Consider the following 16,214-nt stretch of genomic DNA (forward strand, 5'->3'; position numbering starts at 1 on the left):
GCCTCCTACGCCGCGACCAGATACGAGAACACGGACTCGAGGGACTCGTCGGACGGCGAGACCGTGAGCAGTCTGATGCCGTGGGCCTTGGCGACCTGGGGCAGCAGGGTGGTGAACCGGCCGAAGTCGACGGCCTGGACACGCAACGCGCCCTCCTTGAGGTCGACTTCGATGCCCGCGGTGGACGGGTCCGCGATCAGCGCGGCCGCGAGGGCGCGGTCGTCGCTGGAGCGGATGAGGTAGCGGTGCGGACGGTCGGTCATCAGGCGGCGGATCTTGCGGAAGTCACCGCCGGCCGCGTGGCGCCCGGCGACGATCACCTCGATGTGGGAGGCGAGCTGCTCGACCTCTTCGAGGATGTGCGACGAGAAGAGGACCGTGCGGCCCTCGGCGCCCATGCGGCGCAGGAGGTCCATGAGCTGCATGCGCTGGCGCGGGTCCATGCCGTTGAACGGCTCGTCGAGCAGCAGCACGGACGGCTCGTGGACGAGGGCGGACGCCATCTTCACGCGCTGGCGCATGCCCTTGGAGTACGTCGAGATCTTGCGGTCCTGCGCGTACTCCATCTCGACCGTGGCGAGCGCCTTCTGCGCCTCGTGCGTGCCGAGGCCCTGCAACTCGGCGTTGGCGACGACGAATTCGCGGCCGGTGAGGAAGTCGTACATCGCCTCGCGCTCGGGGACGATGCCGATGTGACGGTAGATCTGTTCGTTGCGCCAGATCGGCTCTCCGTCGAGGGTGACCGTTCCGTTCGACGGGGCGAGGAAGCCGCCCATCATGTTGATGAGGGTGGACTTTCCCGCGCCGTTCGGGCCGAGGAGGCCGGTGACACCGGGAGCGATCGTCATCGTGATGTCGTTGACCGCCACCACGTTGCCGAACCAGCGCGATACGTGGTCGATGTTGATCGTGGTCACAGTCCGACCTTCCGGTAGCGGCGCATCAGGAGGCCGTAGCAGCCCGCGATGAGCCCGAGCACGACGAGCAGATAGACGACGCCCTGGCCGGTCGAGGGGCCGTGTCCGCCGGGGAAGGCGGAGGTGGCGCCGAGGAAGGCGGTCTGCACGCCGTCGATGAGGGTGACCGGCGAGAAGAGGCCGAGCCATGTGATCGCGCCGCTGTTGTCCTGCGAGTCGGCGATGGCCTGGACGGTGGAGACCGCTCCGTAGGAGATGGTCAGGACGGCGATGACGGCGGCGATGCCGAAGCCGCGGCGGGGGGTGACTGCCGAGACGACGAGGCCGATGCCGGCGAAGAGCAGCGAGAGCAGGGCCACGGAGACCAGTCCCTGGGCGAATCCCTTGGTCTGTTCGGCGAAGTCGAGCTTGGCGAGCAGCGCGCCTACGTAGAGCACGATCAGCGGGGCCGCCGTAAGGGCGAAGAGGGCGGAGGTCATGGCCGCGAACTTCGCCAGGACGTAGTCACCGCGCTCGATGGGGCGTGAGAAGTACAGGGGGACCGTCTTGAAACGCAGGTCCCGCGAGACGGACTGGGGTGCCTGGGAGGCGAGATAGAGCCCGATGACGGCCTGCAGGAGGATCGCGTAGCGCGTGTAGTCGACGGGCAGGTCCTTCATCTTGGTGGTGACGGCCACCGCGACCATGATCAGCGCGGGGGTGCACATCACGACGAAGAGCAGCATCGGCAGCACTTTGGACTTGGCCGAGCGGCCGAGGCCGTAGGCGCCGCGCAGGCTCTGGGAGAAGAGCGAGCGGCGGGCGTAGGCGCGGCCGAGGCGCGGGCCGTCGTAGTGGCGGTACCCGATGTTGTGGATGCGGGTCTGCTCACCGGCCGGGGTGAGGGACTGTTCAACCGCCATGGGTGACCGCCTCCTTCCGCTCGTTGTCCGTCTCTGAGCGGAAGACTTCCGCGATGTGGTGCCTGCGCTGCTCCATCCGGATCAGCCCGAGGCCGAGCTCGGCGACGATGTCGCGCACGAGGTCGTAGGTGTCGTCGCTCTGGGTGGTGATCAGCACCGTGTGTCCGGCGCCGGGGAGCTCCCCGCCGGTCGTGGTCTCGATACCGCGCCGGGCGAAGGCCTCGCGCAACGCGCGCGTGCCGTCCGGGTGTTCGTCGGAGTCGGTGACCTCGATCGCCAGGGTCGTCGTGGTCTGGGTGAAGTCCGTGGTGGAACTGGAGCGCAGGAGCTTTCCGCCGTCGACCACGACGACGTGGTCGCAGGTGCGCTCCAGCTCGCCCAGGAGGTGCGAGGTGACGAGGACCGAGATGCCGAAGTCGGCGTGGACGCGGCGGATCAGGTCGAGCATGTCGTCACGGCCGACCGGGTCGAGGCCGTTCGTCGGTTCGTCGAGGAAGACGAGCTGCGGGTCGTGAACAAGAGCCTGCGCGAGCTTCACGCGCTGCTTCATGCCCGTGGAGTAGCCGCCGATGGGGCGGTAGCGCTCTTCGTAGAGGCCGACGTGGCGGAGGGTGTCGGCGGTGCGCTCGCGGGCCGCGGTGGGCGGCAGGCCCGACATGCGCGCCATGTGGACGACGAACTCGGTGGCCGAGACGTCGGGCGGCAGGCAGTCGTGTTCCGGCATGTAGCCGACGCGTTCGCGGATGGCGGCGCCTTCGGTGGCCACGTCGAGGCCGAGCACGGCGGCGCGGCCCTCCGTGGCGGGGGACAGACCCAGAAGGATCTTGATCAAAGTGGACTTGCCGGCTCCATTGGCTCCGACGAGTCCCGTCACACCGGGCCCGATGTCCATGGAGAGCCGGTCAAGCGCGGTCACCCGGGGGAACCGCTTGCTCAGGCTTTCGGTCGCGATCACAGTCACACCTCGAAGGTAGTGGCGCAGCCCACACGGGTCGTCAGACCAGGGGGTTGTCCCTGTCTCAGACTCGAGTACTACGGGTCCCTAGGGGTTCCTCCCTGAGTCGCCCTCCGTGAGCTCCCGGAGTTTTCCACAGGCTCCCGTGCACACCCCTTGACGCAGCCGCCAACCATTGTCACATTCATCAGTGTCAAGTTACGAGCGCGTACGGCAACGGACCGGACACGGACGGACGGTGGCATGACCCCAGCAGTGGTACGTGAACTCTCCGCGGAGCTGCGGGGGTTCAGAGAAGTCCAGTCCCTCGCGTACGAGTGCGCGGAGGCCGTCGCGGCGCAGCTCAAGCCGGGCGTGACGGAGCGCGAGGCCGCCCGGATGCAGCGGGAGTGGCTGCGGGAGCGCGGCGTGCGCGACTGGTTCCATCTGCCGTTCGCCTGGTTCGGTGACCGCACGGCGTTCGCCGGCTTCCGGATCCCGCTCCAGTTCTTCCCGACGAACCGGAAGCTGGAGGCGGGGATGCCGTTCATCCTCGACATGGCCCCGGTCTACAAGGGCTGTACGGCGGACATCGGCTACTCGGGCTCGCTCGGACTCAATCCCGTGCAGGACAAGCTCCTCGCCGACCTCGAGGCACACCGCGAGCTGATCGTCCGCGAGGTCCGCGAGCGCCGTTCCCTGCGGGAGATATACGAGGACGTGGACCGGCTCATGGTCCGTCAGGGCTACGCGAACCGGCATCGCGCCTACCCGTTCGGCGTGATCGCGCACAAAGTGGACCGGGTCAAGGAGCGCCGGATGTCCCCGACGCTGTTCGGCTTCGGCACGCAGTCTCTGAAGGGGCTCGCGAGCGACGCGATCCATGGGCACCGGGACGGCTGGTCCCCGCTGTGGTCGCCGTACAAGTTCTCCGACCATCCGCCGCAGCCGGGCCTGTGGGCGGTGGAGCCGCACCTCGGCTTCAGGGGTACGGGCGCGAAGTTCGAGGAGATCCTGGTCGTCACCGACTCCAAGGACCCCGAACAGAGCGCGTTCTGGCTGGACGACGATCTGCCGCACGTGCGGCGCTGGGCGGAGGGCATCTGATGACGGGACTCAAGGGGCTGGCCGGAGCGCGGGAGCGCTGGGTCAGCACAGGCGGTATCGAGCTGTGCGTGGCCGAGCTGGGCGACCCGGACCGGCCCACCGTGCTGCTCGTGCACGGGTACCCGGACTCCAAGGAGGTGTGGTCGGAGGTCGCCGAGCGGCTCGCGGACCGCTTCCATGTGGTCCTGTACGACGTGCGGGGCCACGGCAGGTCGACGGCGCCGACGCCGCTGCGCGGCGGGTTCACGCTGGAGAAGCTGACGGACGACTTCCTCGCGGTCGCCGACGCGGTCAGCCCGGACAAGCCGGTCCATCTGGTCGGCCACGACTGGGGTTCGGTGCAGTCCTGGGAGTTCGCCACGGTCAAGCGCACCGAGGGCAGGATCGCGTCCTTCACCTCGATGTCGGGCCCGTCGCTCGACCACTTCGGGCACTGGATCAAGAAGCGGATGGCGCGGCCGACGCCCCGTAGGGTGGGCCAGCTCCTCGGCCAGGGCGCCAAGTCCTGGTACGTGTACATGCTGCACACGCCCGTACTGCCCGAGCTCGCCTGGCGCGGTCCGCTCGGCAAGCGCTGGCCGAAGATCCTCGAACGCATGGAGAAGGTGCCGGCGGGCGAGTATCCGACGCCGTCCCTGCCTTCGGACGCCGCCCATGGCGCCTGGCTCTACCGGGACAACATACGGGCGCGGCTGAGCAGGCCACGCGCTGACGCATACGCGCACGTGCCGGTGCAGCTCGTCCTGCCCCTCGGCGACATCTTCCTGTCCGAACGGCTCTATGACGAACTGGAGCTGTGGGCACCGGGGTTGGTCCGCCGCACGCTGCCGGCCAAGCACTGGGTGCCGCGCACCCGGCCGGATCAACTGTCCGCGTGGATCAGCGAGTTCGTCCTGGCGAACGAGGAGCGGGAGGCGGGCCTGCCCGCACGGCGCACGAAGGCGACGGGCAAGCACGCCGAGCGCTTCGGCGGCCAGCTGGTGCTGGTCACGGGCGCGGGCAGCGGGATCGGGCGGGCCACGGCCTTCGCGTTCGCCGAGGCCGGCGCGCGCGTGGTGGCCGTCGACCGGGACACGGAGAGCGTGGCCCGCACCGCCGAGATGGCCCAGCTCATAGGCGCGCCCCAGGCGTGGGCCGAGACCGTCGACGTCACCGACGAGCAGGCCATGGAGAAGCTCGCCGAGAAGGTCGCCACCGAGTACGGCATCGTCGACGTGCTGGTGAACAACGCCGGCATAGGCCTCTCCGGGTCCTTCTTCGACACCACGCCGGAGGACTGGAAGAAGGTCCTCGACGTCAATCTGTGGGGCGTCATCCACGGCTGCCGCCTCTTCGGCAAGCAGATGGCCGAGCGAGGACAGGGCGGCCACATCGTGAACACGGCGTCCGCCGCGGCGTTCCAGCCCTCCAAGGCTCTGCCCGCGTACAGCACGTCCAAGGCGGCCGTCCTCATGCTCAGCGAGTGCCTGCGCGCCGAGCTGGCGGGCCAGGGAATCGGCGTCTCCGCGATCTGCCCCGGCCTGGTGAACACGAACATCACGGCGACGGCCCGGTTCGCCGGGGTCGACGCCGAAGAGGAGAAGCGCCGCCAGAAGAAGTCCTCGCGCCTGTACGGCCTGCGGAACTACCCGCCGGAGAAGGTCGCCGACGCGATCCTGTCCGCCGTCGTACGCAATCAGGCCGTCGTCCCCGTCACGCCGGAAGCCCGCGGCGCCCACCTCATGTCCCGCTTCACGCCCAAGGCCCTGCGCGCCGTCGCACGATGGGAGCCGCCGTTGTGAGCACCGAGGAGAGCGCCGGGCCCACCGGGTACTACGCGATCACCCCGCGCCGGGTCTCCTTCGACTGGGAGACGACGCCGCTGCACTGGATAACGGGCGAGCCCACGGCGACGCACGTCATCAATGTGCTGCACCTGCTGCTGCCGGCGGGGGAGCGGTGGTTCGTGAAGGTGTTCAAGGAGTGCCTGCCGCTCGTCGACGATCCCGAACTGCTCGGGGCCGTCAAGGGGTTCATGGGTAAGGAGGCCACGCACAGCGTTCAGCACGCGTACGTCCTCGACCATCTGGCAGCGCAGCGGCTCGACACCACGGACTTCACGAAGTACGTCGACTTCCTCTTCGAGAAGCTTCTCGGCGAGCGGCCGCCGCTGGGTGCCCCGGTCTCCACCCAGGAGTGGCTGCGCTTCCGGCTCTCCGTCGTCGCTGCGATCGAGCAGTTCACCGCGGTCCTGGGGAACTGGGTGCTGCACGCCGAAGGGCTCGACGCGGCGCACACGGACGAGGTCATGCTCGACCTGCTGCGCCGGCACGGCGCGGAGGAGGTCGAGCACCGCGCAGTCGCCTTCGACATGTACCAGCACTGCGGCGGCGGGGGCCTGCCCCGCTACGCCCGACGGCTCGCGGGCATGGCCGTCACCGCTCCCGTGATGCTGTACCTGTGGGCCTGGGGCGCGGCGTATCTCATACGTCACGATCCGCAGCTCGCCGGCCGCCTGCGCTACTCGCCGGCCGAGCACAACAGGGCGGTGCGCAAGGGGCTGCTGCCTAGCTGGCGGGAGCTGGGTGCGGCGATACCCCGCTATCTGCGGCGGTCGTACCATCCCTCGCAGGAGGGGTCGCTGCGCAAGGCCGTCGAGTATCTGGCGCAGTCGCCCGCGGCCAGGACGGCGGCGGGTGCGATCGGCCGGACCGCTCTGTCCTAGGGGCTTTTTTCGTTCGGTCCGGCCGCACGCGGTCGACGTCCGGAACACGGGGCGGCGCCGCCTTCCCACACAGCACGGCAGAGGGATGTGAAGCGTGACGGAGCAGGCTGTGGCCGAGTACCGGATCGAGGACCTGGCGCACCGCAGCGGCGCCACGGTCCGCACCATCCGCGCCTACCAGGACCGCGGGCTGCTCCCCCGCCCCGAGCGGCGTGGCAGGGCCAATGTGTACGGGGACACGCATCTGGCCCGGCTGCGGCAGATCGCCGACCTCCTCGACCGCGGGTACACCCTGGCCTCGATCAAGGAGCTGCTCGAGGCGTGGGACGCGGGGCGCGGGCTCGGGGGTGTGCTCGGCCTGGTCGCGGAGGTCGACGGGCCGTGGACCGACGAGAAGGCCGAACGGATCTCGCGCGCCGATCTCGCGGCACGGTTCGGGGGCAGCGAGGACGAGGCGGCCATCGCCGACGCGGTGGCGCTCGGGATCCTGGAACAGATCCCCGGACACGACGACGAGTTCCTGGTCCCGAGCCCTCAAGAGCTGGCCGTGGCCGCTGAGTTGCATGCGTCCGGCGTCCCCTTGCCCGCGATCTCCGGCCATCTAAGGGAGTTGAGGGGTCAGATCGAGCACATCGCCACGCGTTTCCTGGAGTTCACGACCGAGCATGTCTTCGCGCGCTATCTCGGCCCGTTGCCCCCGACGGACGCCGAGGCGGCCGAGGCGGCCTCGCTCGTTCGCAGGCTCCGGCCGCTCGCACAGCAGTCGGTCGACGCCGAACTGGCGCGTGCGATGAAGCTGTTCGCCACTCGGCACCTCCACCGGCACCTGTCGGAGGGACCGGTCACCTCGCCTGTGGAGGAGGCCCATTCGGTGGCTCTTCCCAGTGCCACGATCCGCGCGGTACAGAGCCTCGTTGGCGCTGAGAGTGTCCCCGAGTTCATCGCCGCCGCCACCGAACGGGAGGTACAAGCAAGGACATTGGACACTCTCACCGCAAAGCACCGCAAGTCACCCTGAGTTGGCCAAATGCGGCCAATCGCTTGATAGTTGTCCACAGAATCGCCAATTCCCCTGTGGATAACCGGACTTGGCTGTGGATCAAACCTGCGAACAGAAAAATCACATGCACGAGGAGTGAGACGCCCGCCACTCTGACGGGATGGATGAAAGACGCACCGTCAAGGTGTCGAAGTACCTCTCGAAGCATCTGCGGCATCAGCCGGAGCGGATCGGACTGACCCTCGACGAGGGCGGCTGGGTCGAGATCGGCACCCTGCTCGCCGCGGCCGCCGCCCACGGCTTCCGCATCACGCGAGACGAGCTCGACCACGTCGTCGCCGCCAACGACAAGCGGCGCTTCGCGATCGAGGGCTCCCGGATCCGCGCCAGCCAGGGCCACACCGTGGACGTCGACCTCGGACTGCCCCCGGCGACCCCGCCCGCGTACCTCTACCACGGCACTGTCGCCACGGCCCTGGACGCCATCCGCGCCGAGGGGCTGCGGCCCATGAGCCGGCACGACGTTCACCTCTCGCCCGACCGCGAGACCGCCACCCGCGTCGGTGCCCGCCGCGGCCGCCCCGTCGTGCTGTCCGTCGACGCGGGAGCGATGCACCGGGACGGCCACACGTTCCGCGTCAGCGCCAACGGCGTCTGGCTCACCGAGGCCGTCCCGCCTCGCTACCTGCGGTTTCCCGGCTGAGACCGACCGGACCCGCGTGACGCGGTCCCCCGCGGCGCCATCACCCCCGGCCCACACCCGGCGCGCGCCGCTTAGGCTCTGGGGCATGAGCGATCAGCCCCGTCAGCCCACGCCCGCCCTGCGCCTGAGCACCGTGATCCTGCCCTACCGCCGCTGGCACGAGGGCAGCCGAGCCGCGTGGCAGCGCGCCGAGGAGCTGGGCTTCCACACCGCGTACACCTACGACCACCTGGCCTGGCGGACCTTTCGCAACGGGCCGTGGTTCGGCGCCGTGCCGACCCTGACCGCCGCCGCGTCCGTCACGGAGCGGATGCGCCTCGGCACGCTCGTCACCTCGCCGAACTTCCGGCACCCGGTCACGCTGGCCAAGGAACTGATCTCCCTCGACGACATCTCCGGTGGCCGGATCACCCTCGGCATCGGCGCGGGGGGCAACGGCTTCGACGCGACGACGCTCCTGAAGGCCGGCGAGGAGCCGTGGTCCCCGCGCGAACGGGCCGACCGCTTCGCCGAGTTCGTGCCGTTGCTCGACCGGCTGCTGAGCGAGGACTCGGTGACGTACGACGGTGAGTTCTACTCGGCCCAGGAGGCGCGGAACATCCCGGGTTGCGTGCAGCGGCCCCGGCTGCCCTTCGCGGTGGCCGCGACGGGACCGCGCGGACTGAAGCTGGCCGCCCGGCACGGGCAGGCGTGGGTGACGACGGGCGACCCGAAGCTGTTCGAGACGGGCACCCCCGAGGAGTCGGTTCAGGCCATTCGCGGACAGGCGGCCAAGCTCGCCGGTGCCTGCGCCGAGATCGGCCGGGACGCCGCCGAACTCGACAAGGTCCTCCTCACCGGGTTCACGCCGGACCGCAACCGTCCGCTGGAGTCCGTGGACGCCTTCGTCGACTTCGCCGGCCGGCACGCCGCCCTGGGCATCACCGAGATCGTGATCCACTGGCCCATCCCCGACTCGGCGTTCGCCGCCGACCAGAAGGTCTTCGAAAGCATCGCCGCGGACGCCCTCGCCCAGCTCGGCTGAGGGACCGCAGCGACGCGGCACAACCGTTGGGGCGCCTGCGCGAGGAACGTACTCATCTGCGCGCCCCACCGCACGCCCGTGCGCGCATATGCGGGACAATGGCGCGGTGACCTCACCGACTCCTCGGCCCTGGCCCCCGGCCGCCAACGCCCCCGCGCCCCGGCTCGTCGCCACGGACCTGGACGGCACGCTGCTGCGAGACGACAAGTCCGTCTCGCAGCGGACGGTCGCCGCGCTCGCCGCCGCCGAACGGGCGGGCATCGAGGTCTTCTTCGTGACCGGCAGGCCGGCCCGCTGGATGGACGTCGTCAGCGACCACGTGCACGGCCACGGCCTGGCGATCTGCGGGAACGGCGCGGCCGTGGTGGACCTGCACGGCGGCCCTGGCCACCACCGGTTCATGAAGATCAGGGACCTAGCGCCCGAGATCGCCCTCGACGTCGTACGCATCCTGCGCGCCGCCGCGCCCGGCACCACCTTCGCGGTCGAGCGGACCGGCGGCCTCCACCACGAGCCGACGTACCCGCCGCCGCACCTGGAGGCGGGGGAGAGCGTCGCCGCCGCCGAGAAGCTCCTCGCCGACGGCTCGCCCTGCGCCGACCAGCCCGTCCTCAAGCTGCTCGCGTACCACGCGGACCTCGCCCCCGACGAGTTCCTCGCCCTGGCCCGCGCGGCCGTCGGCGACCGCGCGGCGATCACCCGCTCCAGCCCCAGCGCACTCCTGGAGATCAGCGGCCCCGGCGTCTCCAAGGCCAGCACCCTCGCGCTGTGCTGCGCCGAGCGCGGCATCACAGCGGCCGAGGTCGTCGCCTTCGGGGACATGCCCAACGACGTGGAGATGCTCACCTGGGCGGGCACCTCGTTCGCGATGGGCAACGCGCACCCGGAGGTGCTCGCCGCCGCGTCGGGCCACACGGTGCCGAACAACGAGGACGGAGTGGCCGCGGTCGTCGAGCAGATCCTGGCGGCGCGTCGGCCCTCCGGGGACGGCGCGTCGGCCGACTCCTAGAAGCAGACTCCTAGAAGCACGGGAAGAAACGGTCCTCCACACGTGGGTCCGACCCGCACATGAGTCCGGCCCGCACGTGGGTCCCGGCCCGCACACATACCGCCCCGCGCATAGCCCCGCCCCACGCCTGGTCCTCGCCCTTAGAGCGGCACCCCATGCTCCGCGAGCCACGGCACCGGGTCGGTCCCCGGCCCGAGGTACGGCGTGAGGCGGACCTCGAGTGCAGGTGCGGTCCGTCCTGAAACGCGGCCCGCTGACCTCGTATCAGATCCTCGGGGCCTCCTCGTAGAGCCGCGCGACCTCGACACTGGTCCCGGCCCCCTCAGCCCCCTCAGCCCCCTCAGCCCCGTCGGATCCTTCGGACGCCTGCGTGCGGGTCCCGGCGAACGCGATCAGCGCGCGCAGCAGAACCGGTACGGCAAGAGGACGACTACGGCGTTGGCGCATGTCTCGGATCGTGGCCCGGGCGTACGACGACGGCCTGATGGACTCGCCCCTCTAGGGGGAGCGGGCGCCCGGTACGGCTCAGATCCGTACCCCTGAACAGGGCCCGCGATATCTGGTCGCGCCCTCAGTGAGGCGCCTGCCAGATCACCGTCGTGCCGCCCCCGTCCTCGCCGATGCCCGGCCCGTACCAGCTGTCGCCGCCCAGGGAATCGGCCCGCCGCTTGAGGTTCTTGAGGCCGCTGCGCCGACCGCCCTCCGGGATGCCGACACCGTCGTCGGCGACCGTCAGCCGGACGCCGGGCCGCCCGTCGGGGAGCGTGACGTTCGCGTCGACGACCACGTCGATACGGGCGGCCTCCGCGTGCCGGAACGCGTTGGACAGCGCCTCTCGCAGGGCGGCGATGAGGTTCTTGCCGGTGAGTTCACCGACCACGGTGTCGACGGCGCCGGCGAAGTGGTGCGTGGGCTTGAAGCCGAGCGGCACGGCCGCCATGTTGATCTCGCGCAGGACCCGTGTGCGCAGGCCCGACGGCGCCTCGGCGGGCCCCTGCTGAAGCGCGAAGATCGCCGTGCGGATCTCCTGGATGGTGACGTCCAGTTCGTCGACAGCCCTGCCGACACCGACCTGCACCTCGGGCACGACGGACCTGCGCTGAGCGCTCTCCAGCATCATCCCCGTGGCGAACAGGCGCTGGATGACGAGGTCGTGAAGATCACGGGCGATCCGGTCGCGGTCCTCGTACACCGCGAGCCGCTCCCGGTCGCGCTGCGCCTCCGCCATCATCAGCGCGAGTGCGGCCTGCGACGCGAACTGGGTGGCGAGGGTGCGCTCCGCGTCGGTGAAGGGCCGGTCGCCACGCGCGCGTGGCGTGACGAGGGTGCCGAGGACGCGGCCGTCGCTCTGGAGGGGCAGCATCATCACCGGTCCGTATGCGTGCGCGAGATCGGTCAGTATGCGCGGATCGGTGGACGCGTCGTCGATGAACACGGCCGCGCCGCCCAGGAGTTCGGTGACGATCTCGCTCTCGGCCGGGATGATCACGCCGAGGGCCTGCGACGGCTCGTCCGACGAGACGGCGACGATCTCCATGCCGCCCTCCTCGGCCGGCAGGAGGACGATGCCGGCCGCCGAGCCCGACAGGTGTCTGGCCTGTTCGGCGACGACCTGGAGGGCATCCTCGGCGTCGCTGCCCGACAGCAGGGCGGTCGTGACGGCCACGGACCCGTCGATCCACCGCTCGCGCTGCCTGGCGGCCTCGTACAGGCGCGCGTTGCCGATGGCGATGCCGGCCTCCGTGGCGAGGACGCGGACCATGTTCAGGTCGTAGTCGTTGAACTCGGCCCCGCCCTGCTTCTCCGTCAGATAGAGGTTGCCGAAGATCTCCCCCTGTACGCGGATGGGGACGCCCAGAAAGGTCCGCATCGGCGGGTGGTGGGCCGGAAAGCCGCAGGAGCGGGGGTCGTCGGCGAGGTTCGCTAGGCGTACCGGGTCCGGTTCGTTGATGAGCGCACCGAGGAGCCCGCGGTGCCCGTCGGGCAGCCGTCCGATGAGCTCCGCCGTCTCGACGTCGACTCCGTGGAAGACGAAGTCCGAGAGAGCCTCGCCGTCCTCTGAGACGACGCCGATCGCCGCGTAACGGGCGTCGGCGAGCTCGGCGGCCGTCTCGCAGATGCGGTCGAGGGTGGAGTGCAGCTCCGGACCGGTGCCTACGGACCGCATCGCTTCGAGCAGTTGCGGCAACCGCGCGGTCAGCTCGGCGGACAGTCCCTGGAGCCCGCGCGTCGCCTGCGTCGCCGCCTCCAGCGCGTCGGAGGAGTCCCGCTCGCCGTCGGACGGCGGGGTGGCGCCGGGCACCGGAGCAGCTGACATGCCTTGAGACTAGTTAGTCCCATTTGCAGAGGAAAGTCGGGACGAGTTGGAGAGGAAAGTCGGGACGAGTCCTGCCCGGCCACCCGGTCCGCACGGCTACGCGCCCACCAGCAGCTCAGCCTCCCGCTCGCGTTCCCACAGCGCGCGCAACGGCCCCTCGACCGCGACCAGATCCTCGTACCTGCCGCGCTGCACGACCCTTCCCGCGTCGAGGACGATGACCTCGTCCACGGCGTCGAGGCCGGCCATCCGGTGCGTGATCAGCAGCGTTGTCCGGCCCTCCGTCGCGGACAGGAGGTCCGCCGTCAGCGCGTCCGCCGTCGGCAGGTCGAGGTGCTCGGCGGGCTCGTCGAGCACGAGGACGGGGAAGTCGGCGAGGAGGGCGCGGGCCAGGGCGAGCCGTTGCCGCTGGCCTCCGGACAGGCGCGCGCCGTGTTCGCCGACGAGGGTGCCGAGCCCGTCGGGCAGCGAATCGGCCCACTCCAGGAGGCGCGCGGCAGCAAGGACTTCGCGCAGTCCGTCGTCGGTGGCGTCCTTCTTCGCGAGGAGCAGGTTCTCGCGCACCGAGCTGTCGAAGAGGTGCGCGTCCTGCGCGCACAGCCCGACGAGCCGCCGCACCGCATCCCCTTCGAGCCCGTACGCATCCTGCCCGGCCAGGGTGTACGACCCCTCACTCGCGTCCAGGAACCGCAGCAGGACCTGCGCGAGCGTCGTCTTGCCGGACCCGGACGAGCCGACGACGGCGACCCTGCGGCCCCGCTCCAGCGTGAGGTCGACCCCGTGGAGGGCGTCCCGGCCCTGCCCGTCGTGGCGCGCGGCGAGACCGCTCACGACCAGAGGGAAGGGACCCTGCGGCGCCTGCGCGGGCGATTCCGGTTCCCGTACGGGGTCCGGCGCGTCCAGGACCTCGTGAACGCGTTCGGCGCTCGTCTTGACCCGCTGGCGGTACTGCACGGCGAGCGGGAGTCCCATGACGGCCTCGAACGCGGCCAGCGGCGTCAGGACGACGACCGCGAGCTGGACCCCGTCGAGGCGGCCCTCGCGCACAGCCTGCACCCCGGCGAGGGCCGCACCGGCCACGGTGAGGCCGGTGATCAGCGCGGTGAGTCCGTCGCCCAGCGCGGTGGCGGTGGCGGCGCGGGACGCGATCCGCGTCAGCACGGAGTCGGCGGCCTTCGCCTGCGCGGTCCGCGTGGAAAGCGCTCCGGAGACGGTCAGTTCGGCAGTGCCGGTGAGGAGTTCGGCCACGCGGGTGGCCAGCGTCCCGCGCGCGGGGGCCAGCCGGCGCTCGGCGCGGCGGGCGACGGCTCCGGAGAGCAGCGGTACGCCGACCCCCGCGAGCAGCAGGCCCGCGGCGAGCACGGCACCGGCGGAGGGCAGCAGCCAGGCGGTGAACGCGACGGAGGCGGCACCGACCACCGCGGCGGCCGACGCGGGCAGCAGCCAGCGCAGCCAGTAGTCCTGGAGGGCGTCCACATCGGCGACGAGCCGGGAGAGCAGATCACCGCGGCGCGTCGCGCGCATGCCCGCGGGGGCGAGCCGCTCAAGGCGCCGGTATACGGCGACCCTGGTGTCGGCCAGCATCCGCAGCACGGCGTCGTGCGACACGACCCGCTCGGCGTACCGGAAGCAGGCGCGGCCGATCCCGAAAGCGCGGGTCGCCGTGACGGCGACCATCAGGTACATCACGGGCGGCTGTTGCGAGGCCCGCGAGATGAGCCACCCGGAGGTCGCCATGAGCCCGACGGCGCTGCCGAGGGCGAGCGCTCCGAGCAGCAGCGCGAGGGCAAGGCGCCCCCGCCGCGCCCGCGCGGCGCCCCGCACGCGCGCGAGCACACTGGCCCGGCTCCCTCCGGAGTGATCGGATACGTGACGGTCCTCTACGTAGACGGGCACTTCGGCCGCCTCGACCGGCGGCACGGGTCGTACCGCAGGCTCCCCCGCCACCGCAGGGGAACGCGGTACGTCGAGACGCACCACCCGGTCGGCGACGGCCAGCAGCGCGGGACGGTGCACCACCAGAAGGACGGTCCGGCCGGCGGCAAGCCTGCGGACCGCCTCGACGATCCCCGCCTCGGTCTCGCCGTCGAGCGCGGCCGTCGGCTCGTCCAGCAGCACCACGGGCCGGTCGGCGAGGAATGCCCGCGCCAGGGCGAGGCGTTGCCGCTGCCCAGCGGAGAGCCCGGCCCCGTCCTCGCCGAGCAGGGTGTCCGCGCCGTCGGGCAGCGCACGGACGAAGTCCTGAGCCCCCGCCTCGCGCAGCGCCTCCTCAACCTCAGCGGACGACGCGTCGGGCCGCGCGAGCCTCACGTTGTCCGCGACCGACCCGGCGTACAGCTGCGGCCGCTGCGGCACCCAGGCCACACGCGCGTGCCAAGCCTCCCGGTCGAGACCGGCCAGATCGGCGCCCCCGACGAGGACCCGCCCCGCGTCAGGACGGACGAATCCGAGCGCCGCGCTCAGCAGCGTCGACTTGCCCACGCCGCTCGGGCCGACGAGTGCCACCGTCTCCCCGGGCGCGACCTCGAAGTCGGCCTCCGAGACGGCGTCCGTGGACCGGCCGGGATAGCGGACGGTCACTCCGTCGAAGGCGATACCGGTGGCCGCGGGCACCGCTCCGGCGCCGGACGGCGGCACCGGGGTCTCCAGGACGGCGAAGATCTCCTCCGCGGCGGCGAGCCCCTCGGCCGCCGCGTGGTACTGCCCGCCGACCTGACGCAGTGGCAGATAGGCCTCGGGCGCGAGGACGAGGATGACCAGTCCCACGTAGAGGTCCATGTCGCCGTGCACGAGCCGCATACCGATGGTCACGGCCACCAGGGCGACCGACAGTGTCGAGAGCAGTTCGAGGGCGAACGACGACAGGAAAGCGATGCGCAAGGTCCGCATCGTCGCCTGCCGGTACTCGCCGGTGATCCGGCGGATCGACTCGGCCTGCGCCTTGGCCCGGCCGAACACCTTCAGCGTCGGAAGCCCGGCGACCACGTCCAGGAAGTGCCCCGAAAGCCGGGACAGAAGACGCCACTGACGGTCCATGTGGGACTGGGTGGCCCAGCCGATAAGGATCATGAAGACGGGGATCAGGGGCAGAGTGCAGACAATGATCGCCGCGGACACCCAGTCCTCGGTGACGATGCGCGCGAGAACCGCCACGGGCACCACCACCGCGAGGCCCAACTGCGGCAGATAGCGCGAGAAGTAGTCGTCGAGCGCGTCCACACCCCGCGTCGCGAGCGCCACCAGGGATCCGGTCCGCTGCCCGCTGAGCCACCCCGGACCCAGCTGGGAGGCGCGCTCCAGGAGCCGTCCGCGCAGCTCCGACTTGACCGCCGCGCTGGCCCGGTGAGCGGCCAGTTCGGTCAGCCAGGAGACAACACCGCGCCCGGCCGCCACCAACGCCAGCAGCAAGAGCGGTGTGCGCAGGGCGAAGACATCAAGACCGTGCTCGAAGGCCCCCACCACCACCTCGGCGATGAGCATCGCCTGAGCGATGACCAGGCCCGCCCCGGCCACGCCGAGGACCACCACCGCGATCAGGAAGAGGCGAGTGGCCCTGGCGTACCGGAGCAGACGCTGGTCGATCGGTTTCACGTGAAA

Annotated in this window: 13 protein-coding genes; 7 read left to right on the forward strand and 6 right to left on the reverse strand. The window is 71.0% G+C overall.

The features are described 5' to 3' along the window. Positions 1–5 precede the first annotated feature (5 nt). The 3 genes from ACY0PA_RS21615 to ACY0PA_RS21625 are packed head-to-tail and all read right to left on the reverse strand — an operon-like array spanning position 6 to position 2,774. Entirely contained in the window at positions 6–917 is a 912-nt protein-coding gene (locus tag ACY0PA_RS21615) for an ABC transporter ATP-binding protein (RefSeq protein ID WP_356277260.1), read from the reverse strand. After that, on the reverse strand, positions 914–1,819 hold the full coding sequence (locus ACY0PA_RS21620; RefSeq protein ID WP_383088947.1) for an ABC transporter permease: 906 nt from the start codon (positions 1,817–1,819) through the stop codon (positions 914–916). The genes ACY0PA_RS21615 and ACY0PA_RS21620 overlap by 4 nt, the downstream gene beginning before the upstream one ends. Further along, positions 1,809–2,774 (reverse strand): ABC transporter ATP-binding protein, encoded by a 966-nt coding sequence (locus tag ACY0PA_RS21625; RefSeq protein ID WP_453776508.1) that lies wholly within the window; start codon positions 2,772–2,774, stop codon positions 1,809–1,811. The genes ACY0PA_RS21620 and ACY0PA_RS21625 overlap by 11 nt, the downstream gene beginning before the upstream one ends. Positions 2,775–3,017: 243 nt before the next feature. Here ACY0PA_RS21625 and ACY0PA_RS21630 point away from each other — a divergent pair, with 243 nt between their 5' ends. The 7 genes from ACY0PA_RS21630 to ACY0PA_RS21660 all read left to right on the forward strand — a co-directional run bounded on the left by ACY0PA_RS21630 (position 3,018) and on the right by ACY0PA_RS21660 (position 10,300). Then, positions 3,018–3,860: a M24 family metallopeptidase gene (locus ACY0PA_RS21630; protein ID WP_326774987.1), complete on the forward strand. Its 843-nt coding sequence runs from the start codon at positions 3,018–3,020 to the stop codon at positions 3,858–3,860. Further along, positions 3,860–5,641, forward strand: a complete 1,782-nt coding sequence (locus tag ACY0PA_RS21635; protein WP_473086143.1) for an SDR family oxidoreductase — start codon at positions 3,860–3,862, stop codon at positions 5,639–5,641. Before ACY0PA_RS21630 ends, ACY0PA_RS21635 begins: the two co-directional genes overlap by 1 nt. After that, positions 5,623–6,564, forward strand: a complete 942-nt coding sequence (locus ACY0PA_RS21640; protein WP_473086144.1) for a metal-dependent hydrolase — start codon at positions 5,623–5,625, stop codon at positions 6,562–6,564. The genes ACY0PA_RS21635 and ACY0PA_RS21640 overlap by 19 nt, the downstream gene beginning before the upstream one ends. Positions 6,565–6,658: 94 nt before the next feature. After that, the gene (locus ACY0PA_RS21645) at positions 6,659–7,582 is read left to right on the forward strand and encodes a MerR family transcriptional regulator (protein WP_473086145.1); all 924 of its coding nucleotides are present in this window, start codon (positions 6,659–6,661) and stop codon (positions 7,580–7,582) included. Between the two features lie 142 nt (positions 7,583–7,724). After that, on the forward strand, positions 7,725–8,267 hold the full coding sequence (locus ACY0PA_RS21650) for an RNA 2'-phosphotransferase (RefSeq protein ID WP_473086146.1): 543 nt from the start codon (positions 7,725–7,727) through the stop codon (positions 8,265–8,267). A gap of 85 nt (positions 8,268–8,352) precedes the next feature. Beyond that, a complete protein-coding gene (locus ACY0PA_RS21655) occupies positions 8,353–9,291 on the forward strand; it encodes an LLM class flavin-dependent oxidoreductase (RefSeq protein WP_473086147.1) in 939 nt (312 codons plus the stop codon). 88 nt (positions 9,292–9,379) lie between these two features. Then, positions 9,380–10,300, forward strand: coding sequence for an HAD-IIB family hydrolase (locus ACY0PA_RS21660; protein ID WP_473086148.1), 921 nt, complete (start codon positions 9,380–9,382; stop codon positions 10,298–10,300). A 264-nt stretch (positions 10,301–10,564) separates the two neighbouring features. On the opposite strand, the gene ACY0PA_RS21665 is transcribed toward ACY0PA_RS21660, so the two are convergent. The 3 genes from ACY0PA_RS21665 to cydD all read right to left on the reverse strand — a co-directional run bounded on the left by ACY0PA_RS21665 (position 10,565) and on the right by cydD (position 16,208). Next, entirely contained in the window at positions 10,565–10,747 is a 183-nt protein-coding gene (locus ACY0PA_RS21665) for a hypothetical protein (RefSeq protein WP_473086149.1), read from the reverse strand. A 124-nt stretch (positions 10,748–10,871) separates the two neighbouring features. Next, complete coding sequence (locus tag ACY0PA_RS21670) at positions 10,872–12,617, reverse strand: sensor histidine kinase (protein ID WP_473086150.1); 1,746 nt, start codon at positions 12,615–12,617, stop codon at positions 10,872–10,874. A gap of 96 nt (positions 12,618–12,713) precedes the next feature. Then, positions 12,714–16,208 (reverse strand): thiol reductant ABC exporter subunit CydD, encoded by a 3,495-nt coding sequence (gene cydD, locus ACY0PA_RS21675; RefSeq protein WP_473086151.1) that lies wholly within the window; start codon positions 16,206–16,208, stop codon positions 12,714–12,716. Between the last annotated feature and the right edge of the window lie 6 nt (positions 16,209–16,214).

The sequence above is a fragment of the Streptomyces sp. DS1-CR2 genome, from assembly GCF_055760475.1.